Annotated in this window: 28 protein-coding genes; 11 read left to right on the forward strand and 17 right to left on the reverse strand. The window is 35.2% G+C overall.

Features of this window, described 5'->3' with window-relative positions; translation table 11 throughout:
• Positions 1 to 112: 112 nt before the first annotated feature.
• From WCG23_09840 to WCG23_09880, 9 genes are all read right to left on the reverse strand, one after another.
• On the reverse strand, positions 113 to 394 hold the full coding sequence (locus WCG23_09840) for a hypothetical protein (protein ID MEI8390168.1): 282 nt from the start codon (positions 392 to 394) through the stop codon (positions 113 to 115).
• On the reverse strand, positions 391 to 2,241 hold the full coding sequence (locus tag WCG23_09845) for a hypothetical protein (protein ID MEI8390169.1): 1,851 nt from the start codon (positions 2,239 to 2,241) through the stop codon (positions 391 to 393). Before WCG23_09845 ends, WCG23_09840 begins: the two co-directional genes overlap by 4 nt.
• Before the next feature lie 79 nt (positions 2,242 to 2,320).
• On the reverse strand, positions 2,321 to 2,779 hold the full coding sequence (locus WCG23_09850; protein ID MEI8390170.1) for a hypothetical protein: 459 nt from the start codon (positions 2,777 to 2,779) through the stop codon (positions 2,321 to 2,323).
• Complete coding sequence (locus WCG23_09855) at positions 2,776 to 3,477, reverse strand: hypothetical protein (GenBank protein MEI8390171.1); 702 nt, start codon at positions 3,475 to 3,477, stop codon at positions 2,776 to 2,778. Before WCG23_09855 ends, WCG23_09850 begins: the two co-directional genes overlap by 4 nt.
• Before the next feature lie 100 nt (positions 3,478 to 3,577).
• Entirely contained in the window at positions 3,578 to 3,784 is a 207-nt protein-coding gene (locus WCG23_09860) for a hypothetical protein (GenBank protein ID MEI8390172.1), read from the reverse strand.
• Positions 3,785 to 3,796: 12 nt separating this feature from the next.
• Positions 3,797 to 5,074 carry a phage terminase large subunit gene (locus WCG23_09865; GenBank protein MEI8390173.1) on the reverse strand — a complete coding sequence of 426 codons (1,278 nt, stop codon included), beginning with the start codon at positions 5,072 to 5,074 and terminating at the stop codon, positions 3,797 to 3,799.
• Positions 5,075 to 5,084: 10 nt separating this feature from the next.
• Positions 5,085 to 5,321 (reverse strand): hypothetical protein, encoded by a 237-nt coding sequence (locus WCG23_09870; GenBank protein MEI8390174.1) that lies wholly within the window; start codon positions 5,319 to 5,321, stop codon positions 5,085 to 5,087.
• A gap of 306 nt (positions 5,322 to 5,627) precedes the next feature.
• Positions 5,628 to 6,110 carry a hypothetical protein gene (locus WCG23_09875; protein ID MEI8390175.1) on the reverse strand — a complete coding sequence of 161 codons (483 nt, stop codon included), beginning with the start codon at positions 6,108 to 6,110 and terminating at the stop codon, positions 5,628 to 5,630.
• A 426-nt stretch (positions 6,111 to 6,536) separates the two neighbouring features.
• The gene (locus WCG23_09880; GenBank protein MEI8390176.1) at positions 6,537 to 6,767 is read right to left on the reverse strand and encodes a hypothetical protein; all 231 of its coding nucleotides are present in this window, start codon (positions 6,765 to 6,767) and stop codon (positions 6,537 to 6,539) included.
• Positions 6,768 to 7,343: 576 nt separating this feature from the next.
• On the opposite strand from WCG23_09880, the gene WCG23_09885 reads away from it, so the two are divergent.
• Both WCG23_09885 and WCG23_09890 read left to right on the forward strand, forming a co-directional pair.
• Positions 7,344 to 8,087 carry an SIMPL domain-containing protein gene (locus WCG23_09885; GenBank protein ID MEI8390177.1) on the forward strand — a complete coding sequence of 248 codons (744 nt, stop codon included), beginning with the start codon at positions 7,344 to 7,346 and terminating at the stop codon, positions 8,085 to 8,087.
• A 533-nt stretch (positions 8,088 to 8,620) separates the two neighbouring features.
• Positions 8,621 to 8,848 (forward strand): hypothetical protein, encoded by a 228-nt coding sequence (locus WCG23_09890; protein MEI8390178.1) that lies wholly within the window; start codon positions 8,621 to 8,623, stop codon positions 8,846 to 8,848.
• A 232-nt stretch (positions 8,849 to 9,080) separates the two neighbouring features.
• Here the strand turns inward: WCG23_09890 and WCG23_09895 are convergent, their stop codons facing one another.
• Positions 9,081 to 10,028, reverse strand: a complete 948-nt coding sequence (locus WCG23_09895) for a helix-turn-helix domain-containing protein (protein MEI8390179.1) — start codon at positions 10,026 to 10,028, stop codon at positions 9,081 to 9,083.
• 681 nt (positions 10,029 to 10,709) lie between these two features.
• On the opposite strand from WCG23_09895, the gene WCG23_09900 reads away from it, so the two are divergent.
• The 8 genes from WCG23_09900 to WCG23_09935 all read left to right on the forward strand — a co-directional run bounded on the left by WCG23_09900 (position 10,710) and on the right by WCG23_09935 (position 17,680).
• Positions 10,710 to 11,279: a hypothetical protein gene (locus WCG23_09900; protein MEI8390180.1), complete on the forward strand. Its 570-nt coding sequence runs from the start codon at positions 10,710 to 10,712 to the stop codon at positions 11,277 to 11,279.
• A 463-nt stretch (positions 11,280 to 11,742) separates the two neighbouring features.
• The gene (locus WCG23_09905; GenBank protein ID MEI8390181.1) at positions 11,743 to 12,210 is read left to right on the forward strand and encodes a hypothetical protein; all 468 of its coding nucleotides are present in this window, start codon (positions 11,743 to 11,745) and stop codon (positions 12,208 to 12,210) included.
• A gap of 206 nt (positions 12,211 to 12,416) precedes the next feature.
• On the forward strand, positions 12,417 to 15,035 hold the full coding sequence (locus tag WCG23_09910; protein MEI8390182.1) for a hypothetical protein: 2,619 nt from the start codon (positions 12,417 to 12,419) through the stop codon (positions 15,033 to 15,035).
• Between the two features lie 56 nt (positions 15,036 to 15,091).
• Positions 15,092 to 16,318: a hypothetical protein gene (locus WCG23_09915; GenBank protein MEI8390183.1), complete on the forward strand. Its 1,227-nt coding sequence runs from the start codon at positions 15,092 to 15,094 to the stop codon at positions 16,316 to 16,318.
• A gap of 177 nt (positions 16,319 to 16,495) precedes the next feature.
• Positions 16,496 to 16,783 carry a hypothetical protein gene (locus WCG23_09920; GenBank protein MEI8390184.1) on the forward strand — a complete coding sequence of 96 codons (288 nt, stop codon included), beginning with the start codon at positions 16,496 to 16,498 and terminating at the stop codon, positions 16,781 to 16,783.
• Complete coding sequence (locus tag WCG23_09925; GenBank protein ID MEI8390185.1) at positions 16,776 to 17,054, forward strand: hypothetical protein; 279 nt, start codon at positions 16,776 to 16,778, stop codon at positions 17,052 to 17,054. The genes WCG23_09920 and WCG23_09925 overlap by 8 nt, the downstream gene beginning before the upstream one ends.
• 108 nt (positions 17,055 to 17,162) lie before the next feature.
• Complete coding sequence (locus WCG23_09930) at positions 17,163 to 17,423, forward strand: hypothetical protein (GenBank protein ID MEI8390186.1); 261 nt, start codon at positions 17,163 to 17,165, stop codon at positions 17,421 to 17,423.
• An 11-nt stretch (positions 17,424 to 17,434) separates the two neighbouring features.
• Entirely contained in the window at positions 17,435 to 17,680 is a 246-nt protein-coding gene (locus WCG23_09935; GenBank protein ID MEI8390187.1) for a CopG family antitoxin, read from the forward strand.
• Positions 17,681 to 17,972: 292 nt separating this feature from the next.
• Here WCG23_09935 and WCG23_09940 read toward each other — a convergent pair whose 3' ends face one another.
• From WCG23_09940 to WCG23_09960, 5 genes are all read right to left on the reverse strand, one after another.
• On the reverse strand, positions 17,973 to 18,500 hold the full coding sequence (locus WCG23_09940) for a hypothetical protein (protein ID MEI8390188.1): 528 nt from the start codon (positions 18,498 to 18,500) through the stop codon (positions 17,973 to 17,975).
• Positions 18,501 to 18,509: 9 nt separating this feature from the next.
• Positions 18,510 to 18,794 carry a hypothetical protein gene (locus tag WCG23_09945; protein ID MEI8390189.1) on the reverse strand — a complete coding sequence of 95 codons (285 nt, stop codon included), beginning with the start codon at positions 18,792 to 18,794 and terminating at the stop codon, positions 18,510 to 18,512.
• Between the two features lie 347 nt (positions 18,795 to 19,141).
• Positions 19,142 to 19,654 carry a GNAT family protein gene (locus WCG23_09950; protein MEI8390190.1) on the reverse strand — a complete coding sequence of 171 codons (513 nt, stop codon included), beginning with the start codon at positions 19,652 to 19,654 and terminating at the stop codon, positions 19,142 to 19,144.
• A gap of 21 nt (positions 19,655 to 19,675) precedes the next feature.
• On the reverse strand, positions 19,676 to 19,999 hold the full coding sequence (locus WCG23_09955) for a hypothetical protein (protein MEI8390191.1): 324 nt from the start codon (positions 19,997 to 19,999) through the stop codon (positions 19,676 to 19,678).
• Positions 20,000 to 20,086: 87 nt separating this feature from the next.
• On the reverse strand, positions 20,087 to 21,547 hold the full coding sequence (locus tag WCG23_09960; GenBank protein ID MEI8390192.1) for a hypothetical protein: 1,461 nt from the start codon (positions 21,545 to 21,547) through the stop codon (positions 20,087 to 20,089).
• 751 nt (positions 21,548 to 22,298) lie between these two features.
• Between WCG23_09960 and WCG23_09965 the strand changes: the two genes are divergently transcribed.
• Positions 22,299 to 22,469: a hypothetical protein gene (locus WCG23_09965; protein ID MEI8390193.1), complete on the forward strand. Its 171-nt coding sequence runs from the start codon at positions 22,299 to 22,301 to the stop codon at positions 22,467 to 22,469.
• Between the two features lie 109 nt (positions 22,470 to 22,578).
• Here WCG23_09965 and WCG23_09970 read toward each other — a convergent pair whose 3' ends face one another.
• Both WCG23_09970 and WCG23_09975 read right to left on the reverse strand, forming a co-directional pair.
• A complete protein-coding gene (locus WCG23_09970) occupies positions 22,579 to 23,304 on the reverse strand; it encodes a hypothetical protein (protein ID MEI8390194.1) in 726 nt (241 codons plus the stop codon).
• Positions 23,305 to 23,549: 245 nt separating this feature from the next.
• The gene (locus WCG23_09975; GenBank protein ID MEI8390195.1) at positions 23,550 to 23,891 is read right to left on the reverse strand and encodes a hypothetical protein; all 342 of its coding nucleotides are present in this window, start codon (positions 23,889 to 23,891) and stop codon (positions 23,550 to 23,552) included.
• Positions 23,892 to 24,024: the final 133 nt, after the last annotated feature.

Below are 24,024 nucleotides of genomic sequence, written 5' to 3' on the forward strand. Positions count from 1 at the left end.
AGCCAAAAGGGACAGATGTTTCGCTTTGCTCAACATGACAATAAGAAAATTAATTAGCAATTTGAGTTATACAAAGTACACTTCCGAACAGTTCGGAAAAATCCAAAAACCATCACTTGTCAAAAACAATCTTATCCAGCTCATCTCTGTAAAAATCAATCTTCGAAGCCTCACGATCGACGTAAAAAAAGACTTCTTTAATTCCTGCAAGATAGGGAATAAAATGATTTTGAGTGTTTAAATTAATACTGTCGATAATTTTTTTAATAAAAATCTCGTTCAAAATCTTAAAATTTTCATCAACGAGGAGCTCTCGAAACTTAAGCGCATTCTGGTATTTTTTATAAATTTCCTGATAATCCATAAAACCCCTTTCTGTTTTGGTTATTCTCAACCTTCCAAATCCTTAATAAACAAATTAGGATCAACAGAGCCGATCTGTGAAAAGGCCCACTTCATGACCTCCATCCACTTAATCCGCGGAGCAACTTCTGGATGTTTCGCCATCTCAAAAAGAAAACTCAAACTTTCTTTAAGCTTGGTTTTCCTCTCAAAAGCCGCGCTGGAATCGCCTGTAAGATAATCATAATTGCCTTGCCTGACTGACTCATCGATAAAAACAAAATCAATATCCCCATTTTGCCCTGAAATCTTGATTTCCTTAATATCAAAACTAAAATTCGCCATCAGTTCGGCAATTTTTCTTATTATAGGCATCTTGACTTTGAAATTCAAAACGTCAATTTCTTTAGAAAGCCTGATATTCTGCCCTGTAAAGATGCCTGAGGCTTCTGTTGCAGTTCTTTGAGTTATATTTTTGGGATCACCGGTCATATATTTAAAGATTCCGGTGGTAGACTCTATTTTCGACTCAAAAAACCTGAGAAAATCCCATCCGACTATGGCATCCTTAAAATCAAGAGGTACAGGCTGAGTAGGCATCAAAGCAGGATCATACTCAATGATTGCGCCTTCTTTTATGTTGATTTTCCCTGAAAGAGCGCCTTTGGGAGCAAGATAAGGCTTGTTAATAATAAGTTTAAGAGCTTCCAACTGAAGATTCATGATAGTTTCAGAAGCTTCGTTAAGGGGAAGAGCGACATAAAGCGGACTATAACCCCTTTTTGTCTCGGGATCTTCAAGAAAAGCCGCAAAAACAAACGGATTTATAATGAAAGGATTTTCCTCAAAGCGGATGATATTTTTCCGTCCTGCAAGAGTAGCCACCTGATTTTTTAGGATTGTACCGTCTTCAAGCTTTATATCTCCCCAGAATTCAAGTATTTCAAGCTGATCTCCTTTGCAGGCTTTTGAGCCTGAGGATTGAGAGTTTTTCTGCGAAACAACGTTCTCGAGAGACTCAACGTTTTTGTAAAGCCTGTTAGCCTGAATTTCATCAAATGTCGCCCATGAACGATATATCTTCGAACAGGTCTCAAAATTTTCTTTTTTAGCAGGATCGAACACGAAAGCCTCTGAAGGGACAATCGTAACGTCAGGACCGTCATATATAATTTCATTTTTAAGTACGAACGAAGCAGCGGGCGCAAGGCTTTGGGAACTTTTATCAACTCCGGACGAACCATAAACGCAGGATTCTTGAGCAGCTCCGCCCTGAGTATTCGTATTCTCAAACTTTCTATAGTTTGTCGCAACGCCTTCTCCTTGATTTTTCGATGTATTAAAAGAACTATAACCGTTCCCGAAATTCTCATCATCACCACAAACATCAGACTTGTTGGCTAGTATATTATTCTGGGAATAAATATTTTCTTTTTTTCTTACCTGCCTGATTTTAGTTGACCAACTGATAAAAGCGATAAACTCGCCCTTGTTAATCCAGTTATCAACGCCTTTTTCAAGCTTGGAAACCAGATCTGCGGAGCGAAAAACGTCAATAAGAGAAGCTTTTTGCTTTGCGGAATTACTGTTATCCTCTTTAGATTTTCCCTGAACATCAAACATGGAATCAAGAGAAGTGAACCAGCTTTTCCACAGATGCGCCTTGTAAGTTTCTTTTATTTCGTAGATTTCAGGCATATTAATGCTCATTTTAGAGACAGATGGTCTGCAAGAAGGATAAATAGCTTTTTCTACCGCGCTGATAGCGGAAAGATTGGAACTTCTAGCACTGTCCCACTCATCCCACTTGCTTGAAATATGACTTGCAAGGAAGTCATGATTCTCTTCAGAGAGTTTAACAGGTTTTTCTTCGCATAAATATTCAAAATTATAAGGCATAACCATTCCTTTCTTCTGTAAAAACAGCATTAAAAAAGAGCTGAAAAACCTTCAACTCTTTTTTATTTAAACGATTTTATTACTTTTTTAATCTTGCTTTATTTACTTCATTTTCAATTTTTTGATCATTATATCTTTCTTGATCAGTAAATCTTTGATTAATCATTTCAAACTTTGTATTAACGTTTGAATTATACGAACTAACATTATTATTTAAACTGTCATAACCAAATATTAAAGCTGTTAATAAAATCGCACCTACTGCAATTACTGTAGGTAATACGGTCCGCGATATCCATTCAACATCTTTCTTTATTTCAATATTTTCTTTTTCAATTTTATCTAATTTGTCATAAATATCATTCATAATATTATTATCGTCCAATATTTCTTCTTCTTTAATTTTATCACCAATTGGCGGGATTGTCCTTCCTTGAAAAATATCTTCGCTAGAAATGTTTCTTTGTTGACTTGCCGGGTTCCATGCATCTGTGGGTGGATATATTACAGTTGTGTCTAAATTTTTTTTCAAACTCATAAACTCAAAATTTCTCCGCATGTTTTATTAAATTGGTCAGAATAAAAATCTGTTTTATCAAATATTCTTTTTAATTGGTTTATACGGTCTTGAGGTTCTTCTTCTTTAAATTCAAAATTAAAATTACTTGAAATTTGATAAAAATGGTCAATATTATTAAAATCTTTATGAGTTGAACTTTTAATTTTAGCTATACTGTAGGTAGCCAGATAATCTTCGTAAAGCAGTGGAATATTAGCAACAAAGCCTTGATTTCTATCCCAATCCTTTAATTTATTTTCAATTTCTAAATTAAATAAATTTAATCGTTTTTCTTTGGTATTAAAAATATTAAAGAAATTAAACCCTATTTGTGAAATATCCGAAATTTTAAGACCAAGAAGTTTGTTAGCAATAGAAATAATTTTACTATTTTTTTCTTTAGAATATTCTGCTACTTTTATTTCCAGAGCTTTAATCTCAGCATTAAAAATTATTTGTATTTTTTGATTACTGTCAAAAACAATTAACGGCATAATTAATTGGGCTTGCTGCTCTAATATTGAGTTATAAGGCTTGGATTCAAGTATAAGTCTAGACTCATTTAAAGAATATTCATTATATAAAGATAAGGTTTTTATTTTTTCTCTAAATGTATTTACATCTTCAAATTTATAATCGACTACAACTATACTAAAAAAACTATCTACTGCATTCATAAATTTTACTCCTAAATCAATATTTATATGAAAAAACAAAAATAAGTTAAATGCAATTGATTATAAACTTTAATTATAGTTTAAATAAAAATATACATGCTTATAAAGCAATCATTTGATCGAGAGTAATTTCTTTAAACATAGCGCATTTGGTGATATCAACGTTTTCATAACGCAAAATAACGGCTTCAAATTGAATAGCGGAAAGCAACGGACATATTTCCCATTGAACACAGAGATAGCACAAATCGTTATCCTCGGCATAAATCCTGAGTGCTCCGTCAAAGCAATCGATATTAGCGTACATCCCGAAACCTCCTTAATCAGGCCTGACAGGCCAGTAGTATTCAACAATGTAAGAAGCCGCATCAAAGCAATGCCCGAGGAATTTAAGCTTCCTGTCAGCTTTAACCCTGTAATGAGAAGGCAAATCAAGAAGCGAAGAGCCTTCTTTATACTTCAGATTTTCGATATTATAGATAAGCTGCTTGCACTTTGGGGAAATAAAAATCCCGACATCCCCGTTAACGTTCTTAATCTTGGCATTCCACGCGGAAATCCTGTTTTTAATAGGGGGATTAAAAGGCTTAATCTTAAAATCGACCTGAAATCCCAACTGAGAAAGCCTGTTCCTGATGATAACGTAGTTTGTATACTCGGAAGTAACAGAGCGATTATCGCCGGAAGCATCGCCGTTTATGATTATGGGTGCTTTATGAGCGGAATACCTCGAATAAAACTCTTCCACAGCGAGTGCTGTAGTGGTATTTTCCAGCACAATCTCGTCAAAGAAAAAGACTTTTTCGTCCGTCTTGTGAGCCAAAACCCAGCACATAGGATCAACGTTGAAATCGCAGGAAATATGCAAAGGAAGATCAGGATAATAGTTAACCTGACGGATATTATCAGAGGAAAAGCCTTTTGTAACAAGCCCTTTGGAATAATCCCCGAAAGTTCCTAAAACATTAATTTTATAGTATTCAGGATCATAAGCCTGCTTCAAATTCTCGACAAACCCGTCAGGCAGGAAAATATTTTCCGTGGTAGGAGCAATAATAATCCTGTAATTAGGTTTAGTACTTTCAACAAAGTTCTTATAAATCCACCCTTTTGCAAACTCGGGATTTGTATGCCCGAACAACCTATATTTAGGAATCCCAGACTGCCTGAGCCGCCCTAAAAGCATATTAAAAGTAGCTTCAGGAATGTCAGACATCTCTTCAATTTCAACAAAACCGAGGTTCAAAGATTTAAGCTTCGCATCATCATCAAAATGGCGAAAAAGAATCTCCGAACCGTTCTTAAAAGTAAGTTTGGCTTCGGTCTTGCTAAAATCAAAATCAATCCCTTTTTTGTACCCGAGGTTTTCAAGATGATCAAAATAAGTAACAAGAGTGGTGTCCCTGACGAGCGTATAAGTTTGAGCGCCCACCAGACCGCGTATACCCGGGAATTTTTTACAGAGAAGAATCCCGAGCAAAGCCCCCGCAAAGGTTTTACCCGACCCAAAACCGCCCTGATACACGACAACATCAAGACTATGATTATGCGGAACTTCCAAAAACTCCCGCTGTGCTTTCAAAAGGTTATATTTCATGCAAAAATACTCAAAGCCTCTCCTCGTCAACGCCTTCAATAAAATTAATCTGCGGCTGCGAATCCGAAATTTTAGGAGCATTAAGCTTTTCCATAAGATCAACCCCCTTAAAAAACAGCTCAATCAGCTTAGGATAAGGATGTTCTTTCTCTTCTGCGGTAACAATTTTGATTTGGCCGAGAATATCATTCAAAATAAAATCAAGTGATTTCAAAGTATTAAAATTAATATTTTTTTTATTAACCATAACCTGCTTCTTTTGTTAAAATATTGTTACAATTTTATTCCATATACAAAATATATAAAAACCGGATATCAAACAGATATGCAATGACTCAAAAATCACTAATACCCGCACTAAAAGTGATTTTTAACAAAGATACTTTCTAAAAAAAGTGAATTGTTCTTTTATTATTGTTTTTATAAATATATAAGAACTCCACAAAAATAAAGGACGGAAAGGGAAAACGTTTTTTTATTAGAAGGAAAGGAAAGGAAAGACCCAAGAGAGAGAAAACTCTCTTTTTTTATGCCTTTTTACCTTTTAGTACCCTTATTTGACCATCCTGCTTAGATGTTTCTTGTAAGCTTTAAGATTAATAACAGGGTCCGTCTCGATTTTGCCCAAATCCAGATTAGAAAAGTTTTTCGCGCATTTTTTGATTTTTCCGAACTCATTGTAATTAAGAACAAATTTAGAAATTTTAGTTTTATGATAAAAGCCTTTGGCAGGCTTCTTCAAGAAAGCATTAAGGTCTTCAGTGCCTTCAAAAATACTTTTGCAGGCTTTAATCCCTGAAAGAAACCCGATAACATTCATCTTTTTAATAAAAGACGGTATTTTATCAGGATTCAGCCTAACCGGCTTAAGAATATTTTCATCAACATCAGCCCTGAGAATCTCCAGAACAGGCTGACTACAGCAGGAACAGCCCTGTACATATAAAACAAATTCCTCGAGAACCCCTTTTCTTGTCGGGTTGATTTTAAAGATTTCAGCATCCTGAAACCTTCTGCAACACCAAATTTTAGCCATTAACCATTCCTCCCGTGAAACACGACAACACCTGACCAACAAAAAATCCGCCCAAAGCGGTTGCAAAGCGCAAAATTGCGACACAAAACGGCTACTGCAAAACCTCCCCGCTAAAAAGCGAAGAAATAAAAACGCAATAAAAAAACTCATTTCTTTTAAGAACCTTACCTGAAAAAGACGAAACCACACGCCTAGGAGGTGCTAAAAGATGTTTCCTTAAAAATCTTCTTAATAATTAAGGAGATAAAAGCCGTAATTTAAAAAAATTAAAAGTAAATTGCCTAACCGAACGTTTTTTTAAAATACAAGAAGTATTATAACATATGAATTTATATCCATGTGGCTATAGTTTCTATCCAAATGGCTATAATTTTCAAATTTCCGAAAAAAGCCTTTAATAATAACACTTTACCTAAAACCACCCGCTTACTTTTTAAAAATAGACAAAAAAATATCATTTTGAAAAACCTCCCTGACAAGACCTGCTTTAGTTTTGACTCCGTACTGCTTATAAAGCACCGCCAGCCTTACTTTTATAGTTCCCAGAGAATACCCTGTTCTGGCGGCTATCTCCTTATTGCTTTTTTCAAAAACCACAAAATTAATAATCTCTTTATCCAGCTCTTCATAACTGAAAAAACTTTCCTCTATATTCATAGAAATCTCCATCTACAAACTGCTTCCCTTCTGCCCGTTATAAAACACAATTAATTTGTACAACATAATTAACATGAAATATAAAACTTTGTCTATAGAGTATAAATAATATTTTAACTTTATTTTACAATCGTTTGTTTTAGTTCAAAAAAGCAAACAAAAAATATCCTTTAATAGCAACAACTTTTTCGTTTCGATTTATTTAAATTATATTTTACAAAAAGATTTCTCAAAAATTTCTTGTTAAATTAGTTTATTTAAATACAAATATCTTTTATATACTAAAGCACTAAAAATAAATATATCTGCGCGTGGTTACTTAGAGAGGCTTTAGACTAAACGCTAAAATATGTTTTGGTTTTACAGATTCCTTTATTACCCTTGCAATGACGATTTTGACGATTCGGCAATTCTTGTTGACAAAAAAATTTACACTAAAACAGCTGTATTTTCAAGAAAATCACCGCGCCTAAAAGCTATAGCGCATTTTGCAATAATTATTTCACATCCTGATTTCATTTTTAAAGCACTCTAATGTATAATTTAAAATATGTAACAGCCAAACAGGAATATATAATGAACAAAAACAAAATTTTATTAACCTTACTCACCCTTCTAATGTCAACAATAATGATTAATTCCGCCGCAAAGGCAGAAAACAACATAAACATACTTTCAGCCTCCGGCACTTCATCAATAAATGCCGAACCTGACACCGCAGTCTTTTCTGTCGCAATAGAAACCGAAAACAAACTTCTGACAATGGCTTTGCAAGAAAATACCAACAAAGCGCAGAAAGTTGTTTCTGAAATAAAAAAACTAATCGGCAAAGACGACTCGATAAAAACAACCGGTTTTAACGTAAATCCCATATATAACTACGATAACAAAGAAAGAAAAAGCATCCTGAGCGGCTACAGAGTAACGAACATGATAAACGTAAAAACGAAAAAACTCGGAGACACAGGAAAAATCATAGACAGCGCAATAAAAAACGGTGCAAACAAAGCAGATGACCTTGATTTTATGATAGAAAACAAAGCAAAATACTCTAGCGAACTGTTAAAAAAGGCTTCCGAGCTGGCAAAACAAAAGGCTTACGCAACCGCAGAGGCTCTGGGTTTGTGTATAAAAGGAATCAACAGGGTTTCGACAAATTTCTCCGATGAAACAATTTCTCCATACTATAGAGGCGCTTTTTCCGCAATGGAAATGAAAAGTGCTTCAGACGGAGCAGCCCCTCCTATAGAAGCAGGTCAAGTTAAGCTGACAGCAACCGTTTCAGTAGATTTCATAATACAAGATATAAAACAGCCTTAACTTTATTGTAAGAGCGTATCTTGTTAAAAATATAAAAATTCAGATATACAAGTTTTATAGGCTCTTAATTACTTTTTCAGAGCACTATATATATTTTTCACATACTTATAGTTATTATTTTTTAACCCAACGATGAAAGCAGAAAGGTACAAGACCTCAAAGTTCTTAAAAACAAAACCTCCTTAAAGACCGGAAACGAAAGCAAATTCAACATGGAGATTTAAGAAAAGACCTGCCGCTGCCTTGACAGAAAAAGAACTGTTCCGAACAGTTCAGAAATGTATCAAAAAATCCCGCCCGCTAAAAATACACCCTAAGGTGTAGATATCAAGAAAGATGCTCCTCTTTTGAAAATAAATAATAATAAAAATGTCAAGACAAAGAGGAAAACCGAATGAATAAAAAAGTTCTGAACATTAACGAAGCAAAGATTCTACCTTTCAAAAAAACCAATCTGAACACGGTAGCAGCGTATTTCATTCTTAAATCAAAAGCAGTAAGGTAATAAACAAGGCAGAAGGAGTAAAAAGACTATGGACTACTTGAATTCCCCTTTAAACAAAACCGATCAGTACCTCAAAATAATCGAAGACACCGAAGAAATAATAAATAATTTCAGAGACCTCTCAGACTTAATGCAGTCAAGACTTGATAAAAAAGAAAGCTCAATGTTCACACTCGGCAAAAAAGTTTTTAACGAACGCCGCGAAGACATTGATCCTTCTGTTCAGCTTGGCAGCAGCAACGTAAGCTTTCTCTAACAACAGTTTCAGTCAATTTGCATAACCTTTTGCGTTTAATTTAAACAAAAGCCGGCTTTGATCAAACAAATCACCACAGAAAAAAACGACTCAGGCAGTAATTATACTGAAACGAGTTTGTTTTCAGTAAAACCGGCAAAGCCGGATTTTCCCGAAAAGCATCACTCCTAAAATTATAGTGCTTTCGCAAAAAATATTTCATTTCTTAACTACTTTTTCAGAGCACTATAATTTACTGCCTGTTTTCATAATTCAGCCAGCAATCTCTCAAATCCTTAATCTCCTTCTCAAATCCGATTAAACTAAACTCAACATCATTTTCCATTTTTTCGATTTTCGCGGCAAAACTCCTATCCGCAATCCTTTTCTCCTCAATAAACCTTAAAACCTCAAATTCATTTTCCTTAAAATTCCAAACCTTCTTAATCCGTAAAATCGCCTTAAAATCATCATCCTTCTTCACATTATGTCTGTGAAACCCGTTCAATATAATTTCTGACTGCATCTTATCTGTCAAATACCCGCCACTCTTAAAAACTTCCTTAACCCCCTCCTTCTCCTTCAAAAAAATAAAATCATTTTTAACAAACTGTTTTTTTATCTGTTCTTTTTTATGTTCATGACATGTACCCGCATTTTTTGCCACCCCGTACGCATTTTTTGCCACCCGACCCTCACATTTTGCCACCTCTCCAAAACCAAATTCCGCCACCTTTATTTCAGCAATCTGAGGCTTGCCGTCAACACTTGAACCGATTTTTTCGCTGATTTGAGCAACTTCTTCATTAACCTGAGAACCTTCACTATTTTCCTTCTCAATTACCCCTAAAAACCCGTAAGTTTTTTGAGTAAAATAAATTTTCCTGAAATTTTCTTCAAATACAATAACAATAACCCCTTTGGCTTTAAGCTCGTTGACCGCCTGACTTACAGCCCGCTCGCCCGAACCGGTACACTTCATCAGCTTGTTGTTTTTGGGATAAACAAACCCCTTTTTAGGATTGTACATATTGGCAAGACTAAACATAATAAGCCTGGCAGTAGGGCTTAAGTCCACCTTGGAAAAAAAATTCGTATCCGTAATGGCTTTTAAAATATTAAAACTTTTGACATTGACATGAAGAGCCTGATTTTCAGCACTACAAGGCTCTTTTAAACCCGCTTCACAAAGATTATTCATAATTTACAAAAACTCCTCCATTAATTAGGCATAACAAACTATTGCACTTTCATGGAGAGCCTGTATAATAAAAATTAACGACCAAATTAATTTTTAAATAAAATACAAGGCGCTCCTCAGGGAGTGCTTTTTAATTTAAACTATTAATCTTCTGCCAAAATCGCTACATTTAGCCGTTTCAACAGATCAATCCATAAAAAGAGCCTACTTTTCTTTTTTTTAAAGCCCAACCTCTTTATAAATAAGGCTTTTCCTCCTCAAAAACGGCTCTTCTTTTCTCCAATCCTATTTTAACAGTAATCAACCGTGGAATATTTCTTGCTGTCATTTATCAATAATAAAAACAAAGAGCTTGCAACTTCTGCCGCAGTGCTTAAATAGGCCACCGAATTAATTACAGCATGTAATCCATGTCATTTTCTTACAAAATTCAATTTGTATTACAAAACATGAAGCACAATAAACAAACAAAAACCCTTATAGGACTAAGAAAATCCTGACAATACCTCCTTCCTCCTCAAAAAAAACTCCTCAACGCATGCATGAATATACAATCCGTTATATAATATGTCAAGGTCATTCCGAAGTATTCCGAAAAAGACCGAAAAATACAAAAACAGACGGTACACTTCGGTACAATTCAGTTTTATTCAACAAAATTCAGCTCGAAGGGGAATTCAAATGTCGCAAAAAGAAAAGAAACTTACTGTCAGGCAGGCTATTGAGACACTCGGTTTAGGCAGGACAACTATTTATTCGTGGGTAAAAGAAGGAAAACTAAGAGCAGAAACTACTCCCAGAGGCAAAATAATTCTGTTAACACATGAAGAAGAGCAAAGGATACGCGAATTAACCAGTCTTTATTCAGGAGAGTACGGTTCAGAACAGTTCGACGAATACGGGGACGATTCGGAAGGTTTCGATACAGTTCACGAAGGTACTGTAGTGTACAGCGATCCGATTCAGAACAGTTCGGCAAATTTCAGCAATGTCCCGCAGCAGGAAAGCAAAGTTATGCTCGAAATGTTAAGAACTCTTAACAATCTTAACGAAAAGCTTTTGAATTATTCAGAACAAGCAGGACAGGTAAAACTGCTTTCTGACTCTGAAAGCAAGACAAAAGATGAATATTTTAAGATTATACAAGAAAATGCCGCATTAAAAATGCGTCTTGAGTTGATAGAAAAAGAAAACAATGACTTAAAAATAAAAGCAGAAAAGAAAAGATCATTTTTCGGAATAAAAGTTTAATGAACTTTTGTAAATAAAGTAAAACCGAAAATATGTTAGGTTGACTTTTAAAAATCTTATATATAATGTATGTAACTAATTCAATGCTATAATTTCTTAAAGCCTGATCCCAAAAGATTTTAGGCTTTTTTTATTTCAAAAATGCAGTTTTTCTTTAAGCTCCCCGAGCAAAATCTTTGTATATTCAGCTTGTTTTCTCTAATTGCTAAATCTCCAAGATCGACACTGCGAGAATAGCTAAGCAATCTAAAAAAATATATTATTTTGCCGCACTGCTTCTAAGGCTTTTTTTCGCAACAAAGCTCAAAATTAACAAGCAATTCGAGTCGATTGTTTTAAAAATCCACAGGATAAAACAAATAAATTAGCACTAAAGACAATAAAGAAACCCAATTCCATGCGATATACTATACAAAACAACTTAAAAATTGTTTTGTACGGTAAAAATCAAAAAGGAGATTATATGGGTATTGCTTTATTTATGACATTTATTTTCCTGCATGTTGCATTTGGACTTGCATTGGCTTTTTTTGTAATGCATTACGCTTCAAAGTCAGAGCCTAAAACCTTGAGGCTTTTCGGTTTTTTTGTGGGATATTTACTGATCGCGCTTTCGCTCGTTTCCATAATTTCAAGCGCTGTTCTGGTTGCCCAAAAGCCTCATTTCATGCCTTATCCGCCCCCGCCTTGTTTGAGAGAAAAATTCAGACATGAAGAAATAAATGAGCATGAAAAACCCGAAATCTACGAACAAAAATCCGAAAAGAAAAATGAAAAAAACATTACTTATAAACACGAAGCAAAAAATGAAGGCAAAAGCTGTCCTGTAAAAACAAAAAAAGAGCTTGAAAAAGATTTAAAGGATGGAAAAATCACAGGCGCGGCATGCCGTGCGGGAAATTCTGAAAAAACCCCAAAAACACACAAATAATTTATCGTAAAAATTCAAACATTAACTTTTATGAAGCCTGCAAATCCCAATGCAGGCTTCAAATTTTAAAGTTTTCGATTTTTTTTTGGAAACTTATCGACAAATGCTGTCAATTTTTTTATTTACGAACCTTTAAGCAGATAAGCACGCATATAAACAGTTTGAAATTTCAAAACATGAGCCAGATTATAAGAGGGAAATGCTAAATGTTAACTAAACTCGGGTTAAAGGTTGATGGGAGCTATCAAAAATCAGTAACAAATCAGGCAGAAAGCAGACAATTAGCAAACTTTCCGCTAAAATTACAGAAGATAACTGATAAAATAGACATAAGCCCGTTTAATAAGGTAATATCTTTTTCAGGCCGTAATTTCGAGTTTAAACAGCACAAAAATGTATTGCATTATATTTCTTTTACCGGCTTGCAGAATCCGCAAGAGCCTCCTGTAGCGTTGCAGATGCGAATTACAGGCGTACAGGCAAATCAGTCGAACGTAGTTGAGAGCCCTCAGGATAAACAGCCAAATGCAGGTAGGGAAGAATCAGATAAAAAAAACTCGGGAGTTCCAGGCCCCGTCAATTTTCTTGCCGATGATGCCTGGGAAGACGGTCGGGATCTGCAATTTTCTTTTAAGACAGAGAAGGGCAGAAAAAGAGCAATAGAATCAATAGTAATAAAAGACAGAGAACACGGCGTGTTAGGCAGGGTTCCCGATGAAATTTATGAAGACCTGAAGCCGTTTTTGAAGAACAAAGAATATAGAGGGGAGTTTAAATTCGAGCTCTCAAACGTCATAGCGGGCATGACAAAAAGCGCTCCGACTATCGGACTCAGGGCAAATCTAATTTACACAGGCAAAGACCCGAATAAAAGAAAAATAGTTCAGGATAAATTTGATGAAATTTTAAAGAAGCCGGAATGTAAAGAAAAAATCATGCTTTATCAGCAAATAACTTCTCCTGATGAAGCTTTAAAGCTTATACTCAAACATGAAGAAGCAAAAAAAGCAGGTTCTGCGAGAGAAATGGAACAGGCAATAAGCAAGATTGTTGAAGTGATTGACGATCCAAAGAATAAAAACTTTTTATTCGTGGGACATTGCAAACTTGATGGAGATACTAGCGGCTGCGTGCTTGGAGCAGAAAGCGCCGTCAAACTTAAATACCCCGATAAAAACGTAGATTGCGCAATAGATGACAAAATACCCGGATTATTTCGCGATAATATGCCCGGAATAAACGAAAAATTGAAGCGACCTGTAAGCAAAGAGCGTATACCAGAGATTGAAAACCAGATAAAACAAATTAGATCCAAGCCCCAAGACGAAATAACACAAGCTGAAATCGAAATTTTACAGGAAGAAAAACAGGAAATTAAAAATTCTAAAAACAAACTGGAGCCAAAAGCCCCTTATGACGTGGTTGTAATGTTTGATGTTCCGACACCGGAAAGGTTTACGGGAGCATTCAAAAAGTATCTTGTAGACGAAAACGGAAATCCTGCCAAAAATTCAAGAGGAGAAGATGTAAAAGTCATTTATATTGACCACCATCCTCACAGAATACAGGAATGGAAAGACTCAGAAGCCAAAACAGGCGTAGATATGGAAAAAATTCACAAAGAAGGGTTAGCATGGATAGCAGATGCAGTTCCTGCGGCAACAGAACTTGTCGGAATCCTTGCATCAAAGTTAATTCCTGATTTAAACAAAATCGGAAGCGGAGAAACGACTGCCGAGAAACTATATCCGGATAAAAACAAACAAAATACCCTTAAATCACTGGTTTCAAGCCTTGTTATAGGTATGTCAACCGATACGGGTTCATTCTTGAGGACAGCAAACCTGCTTCCTCAAGATATGCTGAAACCTGCCAGACAAAGACCGAACTTTATGCCGGAAGGCGTTTCGAAATGGCTTATGGGATTAACCAGCGGCCTGACGGGAAATATTAACAAAAAATGGCTGCGGGAAGTTGCATATGATCTTGAAGACAGAAAAATCCCGAAGCTTCCTTTAACAGCAAGGGAAACAATGCTTAATTACTCAATGAAAGGCAAAATACTCAACGAAGATTTGAGCCTCGGTGTCGTTCAAGTTGATTATGACCAAATGTTTGATGTCTGGAATCTTGCGAGGAAGTCGGAAATTTTAAACAAAGGCAAAGCAAAAACCACTTTCCTCGATGTCCAAAACGCATTTAAGGGCGGAAACGTAATGAATATACTTCGTAGCGACCCGACCAAGCATCAGGACAAGAAACCCCATCATGGTATGACAGAAACAGAAAAAGCAGCTCAGGAAGACTATGAAGGCGCTTACGATCAACACAGAATCGCAGTGTTAATTTGTCAAGATAAAAAGGCAGGATGCATTGATGAAAAACTTGATATAGCAGAGCAAAACGCTTTAAGACTGTCATTTAGATCAAAAGACGGAACAATTCACGCTGAACTTCTTGCCAATTTGTTTGGAGGAGGAGGACACGGCGGTGCATCAGGAGGACGTGTAGCCCTTCCCAACGTTACTCCGGCCACTCCTTTAGGCGTGGAAATAGACGGTAAAAAAGCAACCAGCCCGAAAGAAATCTTTAATCAACTGAATGAAAACTATAAAATTATGAATAACGAGAGCCTTTCAGATGAAGCGAAACAGGAAAAGCTCAAAAAAGTCGAAGTTGTCCTTGATAAAAACGGCAAAACATGCGCTGAACTCATTAAAGATGTAGTAGTTGAAATAAGAAAAGCAGACGACACAACAGCAGGAGCAGAAAAAAAGAACGTCATTGCTTTCAAACCACCGGTAGGCAGAAGATGGAAAAAATAATTGTACAGTACACCTGAGAATTTAACCGGACACCTCCTGCAATTAAGGAATAGCTTATGATAAACACACAATATTATTATGTAAAACCGAATACAAACCGCCAAACCGCCCAAAATCCGTTTAAGGGTCAACTGCCAAGCGTCAATCAAAACAGGTATCCCCTGACAGAAGATACAGTAAGCTTTTGCGCAAGAAAAACTTCCGTAGATAAAAACTCTAAACGTGAATTAAACATCCATGAACATGATTTAAACGAAATGAAAGCCTTTCTGGGGGAAATTAGCAATATTCGGGATGTAAAGTTAACGCAGCAGCAAAAAGACGAGCTAAAACAATTAGATGATAAACTTAAAGAAAAAGAAATTTATCTTGAAAAAATAGCCGGAAGGCAAAAAAAAGCTGCAATTTACGAAAAATTAGAGCCGAAAATCGAGACAGTAAAAAAACTGAGGGAATCACGAAACAACCTTACACAGCAGGCAAATAACCTTAAAGTTAAACTAACCGCAGAAATTGACCTAACTTATAAAAATACACTTAACCTAAAATCGCAATCCGAGCCGGATTTCAGAAAAAATCTTGCCGAAGTTAAGGGTATTAAGCCTTTTAACCTTGACAACGCCGAATCAAGAATTTCTTCTTTATCTAAATATTTAAAAGAAAAAATGGTAGGATTTGAAGTCCCCGAATACGAGTTTGACCCTGCTTCTGACGGGGTTAAAAGAGAAAAAAAGGGCGGATATCATTGGTTTGAGAGAGGTCTGCAAAATCTTTTAATAGGAAGCAAAAAAGCGGATTTGCAGCCGGAAGAGTACAAAGACACTGCGCAAGAACTGTTCGGTTTGTTGTCCCTTCACGATAAATACTGGAAATCATCCGAATTTTCAGATTATCTGGCTTCATTAAAGACGAGCAAAACGATAAATCAAGATCAAACAAAAGCTGTAAATGCAACAATAGAAGCAATAAAAGAATTACAGGAAGTAAATAGAGTCAAAAGAATATCTTTTGGAGCAAAAGAAATAGTAAAAATGCAGGAAAGAACGTTTACTCCGATGAAACGTATGCCCGAAATACTTAAAAGTTCTGCATATACAGGAGTTCATCTGAGTTCCTTTTCCGAAACCGATGACGCAAAAATAAGCACAGATCATATAATCCCTCATTGCTGGGAAAACAGTAAGAATGATGATGGGAATTTCCTTATTACCGACGCTGAATCTAATTATAACAGAGGCACATTGCCGCTTCTCGACTATTTAAAAGGCGCAAATTCCCGCTGATAACCTTCTTAAATGATTTACTCACGATTAACCCGCTTGAAAAAGGTTCGTGCTTATAATTCTTTTGTAGTTTTTATCGTATTTAATATTGATGTACCCATGTACATACATTTTTTATATTTATGTATTGACGTGTAAATACAATATGCTATAATTGAATTATAGAAAGGGTTGCAAATGAAAATCAAATTTAGTTACGATAAAAACTATAACAAGCCACATCATCAAGTTAGTCATTCAGATATAACAGAGAATGAAATTTTAGAAGTTTTTTCAAATACTTATATAAAGTTTCTTGATAAAGGCAGAGTTTATAGAGTTATAGGACATACAAATTTAAAAAGATTTTTAATTATAGTCGCGGTATTTCCTAAAAACCCTGAAACAATAAATGTAATAACGGCATATCCTGCTAAAAAAATTCATATAATTAAGTATCATCAGGAGGTAAATAAAAATGACTAAAAAATGTAAAACATGCGGCACTGAACTTTATAGGGACGAAAATAATGAATTATTCTGTGCTAATTGCGAGGCGGAAGAATATTTAACTTCTTTTAATGAAAATGATGACCTTTGGCTAAATAATAAACCCGTATTGGTAAAACCTGAGACAAAATCAATAACAATAAGATTAAACGTTGTAGATATTCAAAGAGCTAAGAAAATTGCTTCTGAAAAAAATGTTCCGTATCAGACTTTATTAAAAGAAATTATTCATAAAAATTTAGCTTAATTTTAACTATCTCTACTCGATATAGTCCGATAATAATTCTTTTGTAATTTTATGTGTATTTACATTGTATGGTCAATGTAATATAATATAAAAACAAAGGAGTTTTTAATGTACAAAATTTATGAAGTTGAAAACCATAATTTTTATATTAAATATGATTTGGTTGACAGCGATTATATACCTCACATAACTTATAGACATTTTATATTACCGGAAGATGCTATTAAAACATATTTTAATATAACAAAACAAAGGTATAACGAGGACAATAAAAGATATGAGGCTTATTCAAAAGATACTGGTATAACAATTTATTATACTTTTAAACATAATAAAAAAGATGAAATATTAATTATAACCGCCTTTTAGGAGACAAAATTATGAAAGAAATTAAAATAACTTCAATTAAAGACTCAGATTTAACCCCTGAAGAAGAAGCAGAATTTGACAAAATGATTGAAGAAGTAGAAAAAGAACTTGAATCAAAAAGTAAGCCTGTTACTTTGAGGCTTTCCATTTCGGAAATAGAACGCTGCAAAAAAATTGCCGCCAAAAAAGGCTTACCATATCAAACTTATATAAAATCCGTTTTAAAACAGGCTTTGGACAAGGACGAAGCTGCTTAAAACAAAACTATTTCGTCTAGAAACAGTCCGATAATGTTTCTTTTGTATTTCGGGATTAAAAACAAAATTTACTAAGTAAACTACAGGGACAAAATTTAACATGCCCTTAAAAGCGATTCCAGAGGGGTAAGTTTAAATATAAAATCCGATTTTCTGAAATAAAGAAAAGTTTGTCAAGAAAAGAATTTCCGAAAATCAGAAAAAATTTTTCATGACAAACTTGAGGAAATTTGAAACTACAAATGTAATAATTAAACACAAGAAATTTTTTTGAATTTGTTAAATGCAAAAATCAAGTTTTTACAGGAATATTTTTTGATTTTGAGATTAATTTGTCGAGATACCACTGGGACTTTTTCCTGATGAAATTCCCGACATCCTGCGCCTTAATTTCAGGATAGGGCGGAAGAAAACAAATATCGATTTTCCCTGCGCTTGTGGTATCAGGATGTTTCAGACCAAATTCCATGTGTGTCATAAGAATATCAGGAGAAAGAACATCATGCCCTTCTTGAAAAGCCAGTAATGCATTAGTTTCAAAAAGCTTTTCCACCTGAATTTTAGTTAATTTAAATTTCCCCGATGTTTCAGGAGAAATAAAGCCGGCCATCCCGCAAACAGCAACACCTATTGACATAGTATTTCCTCCGCCTGTGTGCGCCGCATAATCACCGACAGAAGTGCAATCATTTGAACTGACGGAATGAAGCCCCAGATGCAGCCGCCCGTTAGCATCAATTATAAAATGATAATGCTTCAAATCCTCACTGTTGGGGAATAATCCGCCTGCTGTCCAGTGATTTATTATTTTTCTTTTCATGTTGTTTCCTTAAGTTAAGCTATTTGCCGTTTTAGCCCTGTTAATCTCATCTTTCGCCTCGTTAAAAACGTTTTGAATTTCCTGCTTAAGCTCTGATTTAAGCGCAAACTGGAACAAAACCAGAACAAGCCTCACGGACAGTGGCAAAGGCAGTCTTTTCAGCTCGTCTATGACCATATTAAGAACATACTCAAATTTCACAGAACCCTGACCGCTTCCGAGAAAACTTTCAGCCTGTGTTATTTTGTTTAAAGCTATTTTCTTGACAGTTTCTTTCAATTCTGCTGTTATCATTGCAAATCCTCCTTTTGTATTTATACAAATCCGTTTATTAAGTGCATTTTATTGTCATAATGAGTGAAACAAAGCAACTGTGGCTTTAGACATATAGCCAAAATACGGGCGACCTTTCGCAATGGCAATAAAGCATACCAAAATGCTGACTTCCACCTCTCCTTGTTGAACGCAGACATACAAAACCGCAAAAAAAGCCTCTATTAATAAGAGGCTTTTTTTATAAAGATTTTTTTAACTAAATTGTTAGGTTTAAATCTGGGAAACCTTATCTCGTCTTATTATTATTAAGTCTTTAAATAAAATTAATTGCCTTTTTTACTGTAAAACAAGAAGTTTTGTTAAGTTCAGTTATTTAAAATACGCCCTAAAAGCACATGATTCAGGGGTTTGCCTTTTTTAAGCGTTGCACACCTGATTAACCCTTCTTCAATAAATCCTGATTTTTTGGCAAAATTCACTGCTACGGCGTTAAACTCGGGAATTTCCATCTGAACCCTTATTATACCTGTTTTTTGCTGAATATAACTTAATATTTCTTCCGTCGCAGATAAAGAAGTCTTTCCCCAAAATTTCCTGTCAATACAAGCATGCAGCTGGCAGGAATGCGGATAATGCCAATGTGTAATCCAAGCCGCGCCTAAAACCTCGCCATCTAAAACCCCGACAAGAAACCACGGATAAATAGCGTTGATTTCCCCGACAATAAAATCCAAAAGCTCTGCATCCTCCTCGGGAAAGTAGTCATCTGAGAGAAGACGCTTGTTTTTAAAGAACAGCTCGAGAATAAACGGCAAATATTGGGCATTTTCAAACAGGCCGGATTTTAAATCCGCCCTGACAGGTAAAAATTCAATCATATATTCCTTTTTTTAAATTATTTAAAAACTTCTCTGCAATTTTCTTGTTACCGAACGAACAGCTCTTAACTGCTTATCAGCGTCATTAAATCTCTTTTTTGTAGCCAGATAATCTGCTTTCTTTTCATCAACAGAAGTTTTCAAAGTATTTCTTTCACTTTCGACTTTTGACTCAAGCTGTTGAGTCTTGTTGATGATATCTTGAACCTCTTCTCTTTGCATATTAATGTTGACAGTAGGAACAAAAAGATTATTATCCCCAAAATCAATCGCTAAAGAAGCATTTATAGCTACAAAAAGGGTAATAAATAAAACAGATAAGGCTGAAACAAGTTTTCTGACCATATTCAACTCCATTTTAACGAAAAATTTATTTGCATGGTAATAATTTAACCTAAAATTTAATATTTGAGAAGCCCTGAAAGTTTGTCATTAAGCCACTTCATACTCAAAAGAATATCCCAGCACAGAAAAATGCTGATCTGCCTCGAGATTCTGAAAGCCTATTTGCAAAGCCTCGCACGAGCCGACAACAGGAATTTTTTTTCTGACTGCCCTGTCGCTTGTCCAGTTGCTTAGCTCCCAAGAACCGCTATCCCAAACCAGTTCATCATCGCTTATAACCTCAACTGTTTTATAAATCCTGCCAGCCTGATTGTAATTCATAGAATAAACCACATCAAAAGGGTATTTCTGGTTTTGATAAAGCCACACGTTAAAGGAAATAACCTCTTTTAGCGAATCTGGAACACCAAAAGTGAACCACGGAGAAAACCACCAAGCTTTAATAGCCTGCCCGTCAAAACTGTAACTTGTGTCTTCCAACAAAATCTTCCCGTCAGGCGTTCCTGTATAGATTTTTTCATCTATCAAAGTGCCGCAAGTAATCGGCAGACCTACTCTTTTATACCAGCTTTTGTGAAAATAGTCGTAAATATAGCAAATATCGAGAGATTCACTGATTTTAGAAGCAAAATAAAACCATATCTGATTTTTCACTTGATAGGGTATACAAAGAACATCACTGAATTTTACGGTGTTAAGCTCGGGGAAAATGCTTTTAATTTTGATACTCACATCATCTGCAATAGCAATCTGCCCGAGGGAATTAAAATTCAAAGTAGTTATGGACTCTCCGTTAAAGAAATACTGGTTATTGTTAACTGTTCCGATAGCCCATGGGCTAATACAGCCTTTATCCGCAACAGGTTTTATCACAAAATCGCTTGGGGCAGAGCCGCTTAAAACATATATCCCGTTTTTCTTATATATAGCAAGATATTCGCCGTAATTTTCAATCGCAATTATAGGACTTGAATCATTGTAAAAATTAATTATAGACCCTGCATCATTAATACTAGACCAGTCATTAGGATTACCGAGAGCCGAATAATAAAGTCCTGAGCCTGATGCAATAAACAGCCTCGCTTTATAAACCTCGATAGAAACCCCGACAGGAGCATTATCTTGAAGAGGAACAGGAGTGCTGTACTCTTCGTAAAACAAAGGCGTATCAACCCCGTTAGCGATAATAACCCCGTTGTTAAAGTTGACAAAACTGCATCTGGCAGTCTTGCTTAGCCCTGAATATTTTTCGCTTAAAATCCCTGTTTCAAAATCAAGCCTGTATAATTTCCCCTCAGAGGTTGTTATAATAGGATAATGAAGCCCTTGTTTTGTATAATCCCATATACCGAGGATTTTAACGCTATCAGGCAAAGTTGTATTAAGGATATTCTTGTTTCCTTTCATTTTAACAAGACCGCCTGACTTGTGTCCTTCGACATTTTGAGCGTCAAACCAGTCCGTATTGCTTTCTGACTGGTTCAAAGAGGCGATAGAGGAGAAATTATTCAATCCCCCGTTGTTGTTGAAATAATTAAGTTTAGGCATGCCGTAAATCCTTATATTAATGATTTTTTGTATTACCCTGCCCCAAACTCTAGACAGTGATGGGGTTATAGTCAGTTTTTTGATATTAAATCCTGGTCGCTAATTAGGCAAAACACCTATTAATATTGAGTTGTCATTCTGAGGGCTTTAGTCCGAAGAATCTGTCCCAAAAAGAATTGAAGCTTAAAACCCAAAAGGGATAGATGTTTCGCTTCGCTCAACATGACAATTCAAAAATTATTTAGCGACTCGAGTTATTTATTAAAAATCAAATCTATTTCGAGAATAAATTTTGTTTTGCAGAAGACACCGCAAAAGCAAAGCAGCACAAGCCTTCTAGAAAATAAAAAAATTTTTGCAAAATTTATTATACAAAAAAGGCAATTCTTCGCACTTGTTTGTTTTTATATATATAAGAAGGAAAGAGCAAAATAAGCAATCTTAAAACAAAATTATGATTCAGCTTTTTGGCTCAGACCTTGCAAGAGAAGGACGGAAGGTAAAGACAGTAAGTCTTAACACTTTTTTAAACATCCGCATAAATTGTCAATCTGAAGTAATAACAGACATCTTCGAGTAATTGAGTTAAAAAACTCTGCAAGAAAATGAATTTTATTGCTAAAGAAAGAGCAAGAGCCGCAAAGTTTCTTCAATAAAGAGTTTTATCAAGAAACTAAAGCAGACTTCCGCTCATAATAGCGACAATGCGAAAATTACAAGCAAATAATAGGGAAGAGGAAGGGAATTAGGTATGGCATCATCAGATTTACAAGTACAATCAAACCAAACACCATTTGGCTGGTTAGCCTGCTCACACAGGGCAAAAGCACCTGAAGTAAGAAATAATGCAGTGAACAACCCGTTGTTTCCTATAAAATTAGCAAATAATTATCAGGAATCAAGAACAAACATTTTTACATAGGTTTACCCTCAATACCTCTACCTCAATACCCTAAAGTGAAGCATATCGTATGTGCAGCCTGCTTATTTATAAGCGGGTTTTTTATTGGAATTATTTTGTCACTTTGGATTTAGGGCTTAAAGAAATCCTTTAACACCTGCTGTGTCGGGCTTAAGTTTTGATTTAAAATTATAACAGGTGAAGAATCACCGCAATAGCTGTCATGTTTTTGCATATCGAGCAGAAACTCGAGATATTTATCTCTAGCAAGCTTGTATTTGCTGTCAGGCTTAAAGTTTTGCCTGTAAAGAGAATACGCGCCCCACTCAATAACCTTAATAAACCTGTCAGGAAGTATCGTAACATCTGTTTCCAGAGAGAGCGCAGGTTTTTCAATTATTTCATGAGTTTGCTCATCAAAGTTATACGCAAAATTCACCGTCAAAAACTTTATCGTTAAAGAATAAACAGCATCAGGAGTGGGATCAAGAATTAATTTGTCAGCATAAACAGAGTACCTGAAAGGCTTTGCACTGCTCTGCGCAATGGCATCAAGATCAGAGTGAAGCATGAAATAAAGAGGCTTGGACACCCCCGAAATCCTGACCCCGTTTTCAATAATCCCCGAAGCCGCAACGCCTGTAGGCAAAGCATATTCTCTTTGTCCTGGAACCGTTGAGAGATTAAAAGATTTTTCCCTGAAAGTCCAGTAAAATTTCGAACAAACTTCTTCGAGGATGTCGTTTATATACTGTTTAATTTCCGCATAAGGGCTTTCAGTAGTCATAAACGAAGAAGGTTTTTCCTCATGTGCAAGCACACAGACGTTTTTAAGAATATCATAATAATTTGACATATTTTTTCCTCAAAAATTGGTTTCTAAATATAATCCCGTTTAATATTTCCGGAGGTCATTCTGAGGGTTTTAACCCGAAGAATCTGTCTAATAAACTTGAATTGTTGAATAAATTTACGCGTCATTGCGAGGAGAGGCTTTAGACTCAACGAAGCAATCCATTTTATTTTTATAGATTGCTTCGCTATGCTCGCAATGACGACTTAAAAATATTTTCAGCAATATATAACGTAAAAATGAAGTTTTTACGCCTCAATAATCCTGTGATCAAACATCAAAACATAATCATTTATATACTTAATCAAATTTTGTGCCTGCTCGCCGTTAACAAAGGTTTCGGTTTTTTGCTTTCTGTTAAAAACCTTGTAAATAGTGTTTTTATCGAATTTTTCCGCTTCAGAAAGCTTCAAAATATCAGTTTCTACAAGAAATTCAGTTTTATTCCGCCTTTTTTCTTCTAAAGCCCTGGCATCTTCAATTTCTTTATTTATCTGATTTTTAAGCTCGCTTTCATAATCAAACGTCGGATTGCTGTTAAGAAGCTTTTCTTCCAGTAATTTACCCTGTTTAAAGTCATTTTTTTCCATAAAATCCTCCTTCTTATATAATGTACATTTTTTATTGTCATTCTGAGATTGCAGCGAAAATGCGACTAAATAACTTATTTATACTGAAACGAGTTTGTTTTCAGGAAAACCGGCAAAGCCGGATTTTCCCGAA

It is taken from the genome of bacterium (genome assembly GCA_037147175.1).
GTDB lineage: Bacteria > Cyanobacteriota > Vampirovibrionia > Gastranaerophilales > UBA9971 > UBA9971.

What these genes read in the sequence shown, in the direction of transcription:
- WCG23_09915 (MEI8390183.1), top strand. Translation starts at nt 15,092, where the DNA reads ATGATAAACACACAATATTATTATGTAAAACCGAATACAAACCGCCAA.
- WCG23_09905 (MEI8390181.1), top strand. Translation starts at nt 11,743, where the DNA reads ATGGGTATTGCTTTATTTATGACATTTATTTTCCTGCATGTTGCATTT.
- WCG23_09950 (MEI8390190.1), bottom strand. Translation starts at nt 19,654, where the DNA reads ATGATTGAATTTTTACCTGTCAGGGCGGATTTAAAATCCGGCCTGTTT.
- WCG23_09890 (MEI8390178.1), top strand. Translation starts at nt 8,621, where the DNA reads ATGGACTACTTGAATTCCCCTTTAAACAAAACCGATCAGTACCTCAAA.
- WCG23_09930 (MEI8390186.1), top strand. Translation starts at nt 17,163, where the DNA reads ATGTACAAAATTTATGAAGTTGAAAACCATAATTTTTATATTAAATAT.
- WCG23_09895 (MEI8390179.1), bottom strand. Translation starts at nt 10,028, where the DNA reads ATGAATAATCTTTGTGAAGCGGGTTTAAAAGAGCCTTGTAGTGCTGAA.
- WCG23_09875 (MEI8390175.1), bottom strand. Translation starts at nt 6,110, where the DNA reads ATGGCTAAAATTTGGTGTTGCAGAAGGTTTCAGGATGCTGAAATCTTT.
- WCG23_09955 (MEI8390191.1), bottom strand. Translation starts at nt 19,999, where the DNA reads ATGGTCAGAAAACTTGTTTCAGCCTTATCTGTTTTATTTATTACCCTT.
- WCG23_09945 (MEI8390189.1), bottom strand. Translation starts at nt 18,794, where the DNA reads ATGATAACAGCAGAATTGAAAGAAACTGTCAAGAAAATAGCTTTAAAC.
- WCG23_09880 (MEI8390176.1), bottom strand. Translation starts at nt 6,767, where the DNA reads ATGAATATAGAGGAAAGTTTTTTCAGTTATGAAGAGCTGGATAAAGAG.
- WCG23_09960 (MEI8390192.1), bottom strand. Translation starts at nt 21,547, where the DNA reads ATGCCTAAACTTAATTATTTCAACAACAACGGGGGATTGAATAATTTC.
- WCG23_09870 (MEI8390174.1), bottom strand. Translation starts at nt 5,321, where the DNA reads ATGGTTAATAAAAAAAATATTAATTTTAATACTTTGAAATCACTTGAT.
- WCG23_09940 (MEI8390188.1), bottom strand. Translation starts at nt 18,500, where the DNA reads ATGAAAAGAAAAATAATAAATCACTGGACAGCAGGCGGATTATTCCCC.
- WCG23_09965 (MEI8390193.1), top strand. Translation starts at nt 22,299, where the DNA reads ATGGCATCATCAGATTTACAAGTACAATCAAACCAAACACCATTTGGC.
- WCG23_09860 (MEI8390172.1), bottom strand. Translation starts at nt 3,784, where the DNA reads ATGTACGCTAATATCGATTGCTTTGACGGAGCACTCAGGATTTATGCC.
- WCG23_09925 (MEI8390185.1), top strand. Translation starts at nt 16,776, where the DNA reads ATGACTAAAAAATGTAAAACATGCGGCACTGAACTTTATAGGGACGAA.
- WCG23_09865 (MEI8390173.1), bottom strand. Translation starts at nt 5,074, where the DNA reads ATGAAATATAACCTTTTGAAAGCACAGCGGGAGTTTTTGGAAGTTCCG.
- WCG23_09970 (MEI8390194.1), bottom strand. Translation starts at nt 23,304, where the DNA reads ATGTCAAATTATTATGATATTCTTAAAAACGTCTGTGTGCTTGCACAT.
- WCG23_09910 (MEI8390182.1), top strand. Translation starts at nt 12,417, where the DNA reads ATGTTAACTAAACTCGGGTTAAAGGTTGATGGGAGCTATCAAAAATCA.
- WCG23_09920 (MEI8390184.1), top strand. Translation starts at nt 16,496, where the DNA reads ATGAAAATCAAATTTAGTTACGATAAAAACTATAACAAGCCACATCAT.
- WCG23_09845 (MEI8390169.1), bottom strand. Translation starts at nt 2,241, where the DNA reads ATGCCTTATAATTTTGAATATTTATGCGAAGAAAAACCTGTTAAACTC.
- WCG23_09885 (MEI8390177.1), top strand. Translation starts at nt 7,344, where the DNA reads ATGAACAAAAACAAAATTTTATTAACCTTACTCACCCTTCTAATGTCA.
- WCG23_09900 (MEI8390180.1), top strand. Translation starts at nt 10,710, where the DNA reads ATGTCGCAAAAAGAAAAGAAACTTACTGTCAGGCAGGCTATTGAGACA.
- WCG23_09935 (MEI8390187.1), top strand. Translation starts at nt 17,435, where the DNA reads ATGAAAGAAATTAAAATAACTTCAATTAAAGACTCAGATTTAACCCCT.
- WCG23_09855 (MEI8390171.1), bottom strand. Translation starts at nt 3,477, where the DNA reads ATGAATGCAGTAGATAGTTTTTTTAGTATAGTTGTAGTCGATTATAAA.
- WCG23_09850 (MEI8390170.1), bottom strand. Translation starts at nt 2,779, where the DNA reads ATGAGTTTGAAAAAAAATTTAGACACAACTGTAATATATCCACCCACA.
- WCG23_09975 (MEI8390195.1), bottom strand. Translation starts at nt 23,891, where the DNA reads ATGGAAAAAAATGACTTTAAACAGGGTAAATTACTGGAAGAAAAGCTT.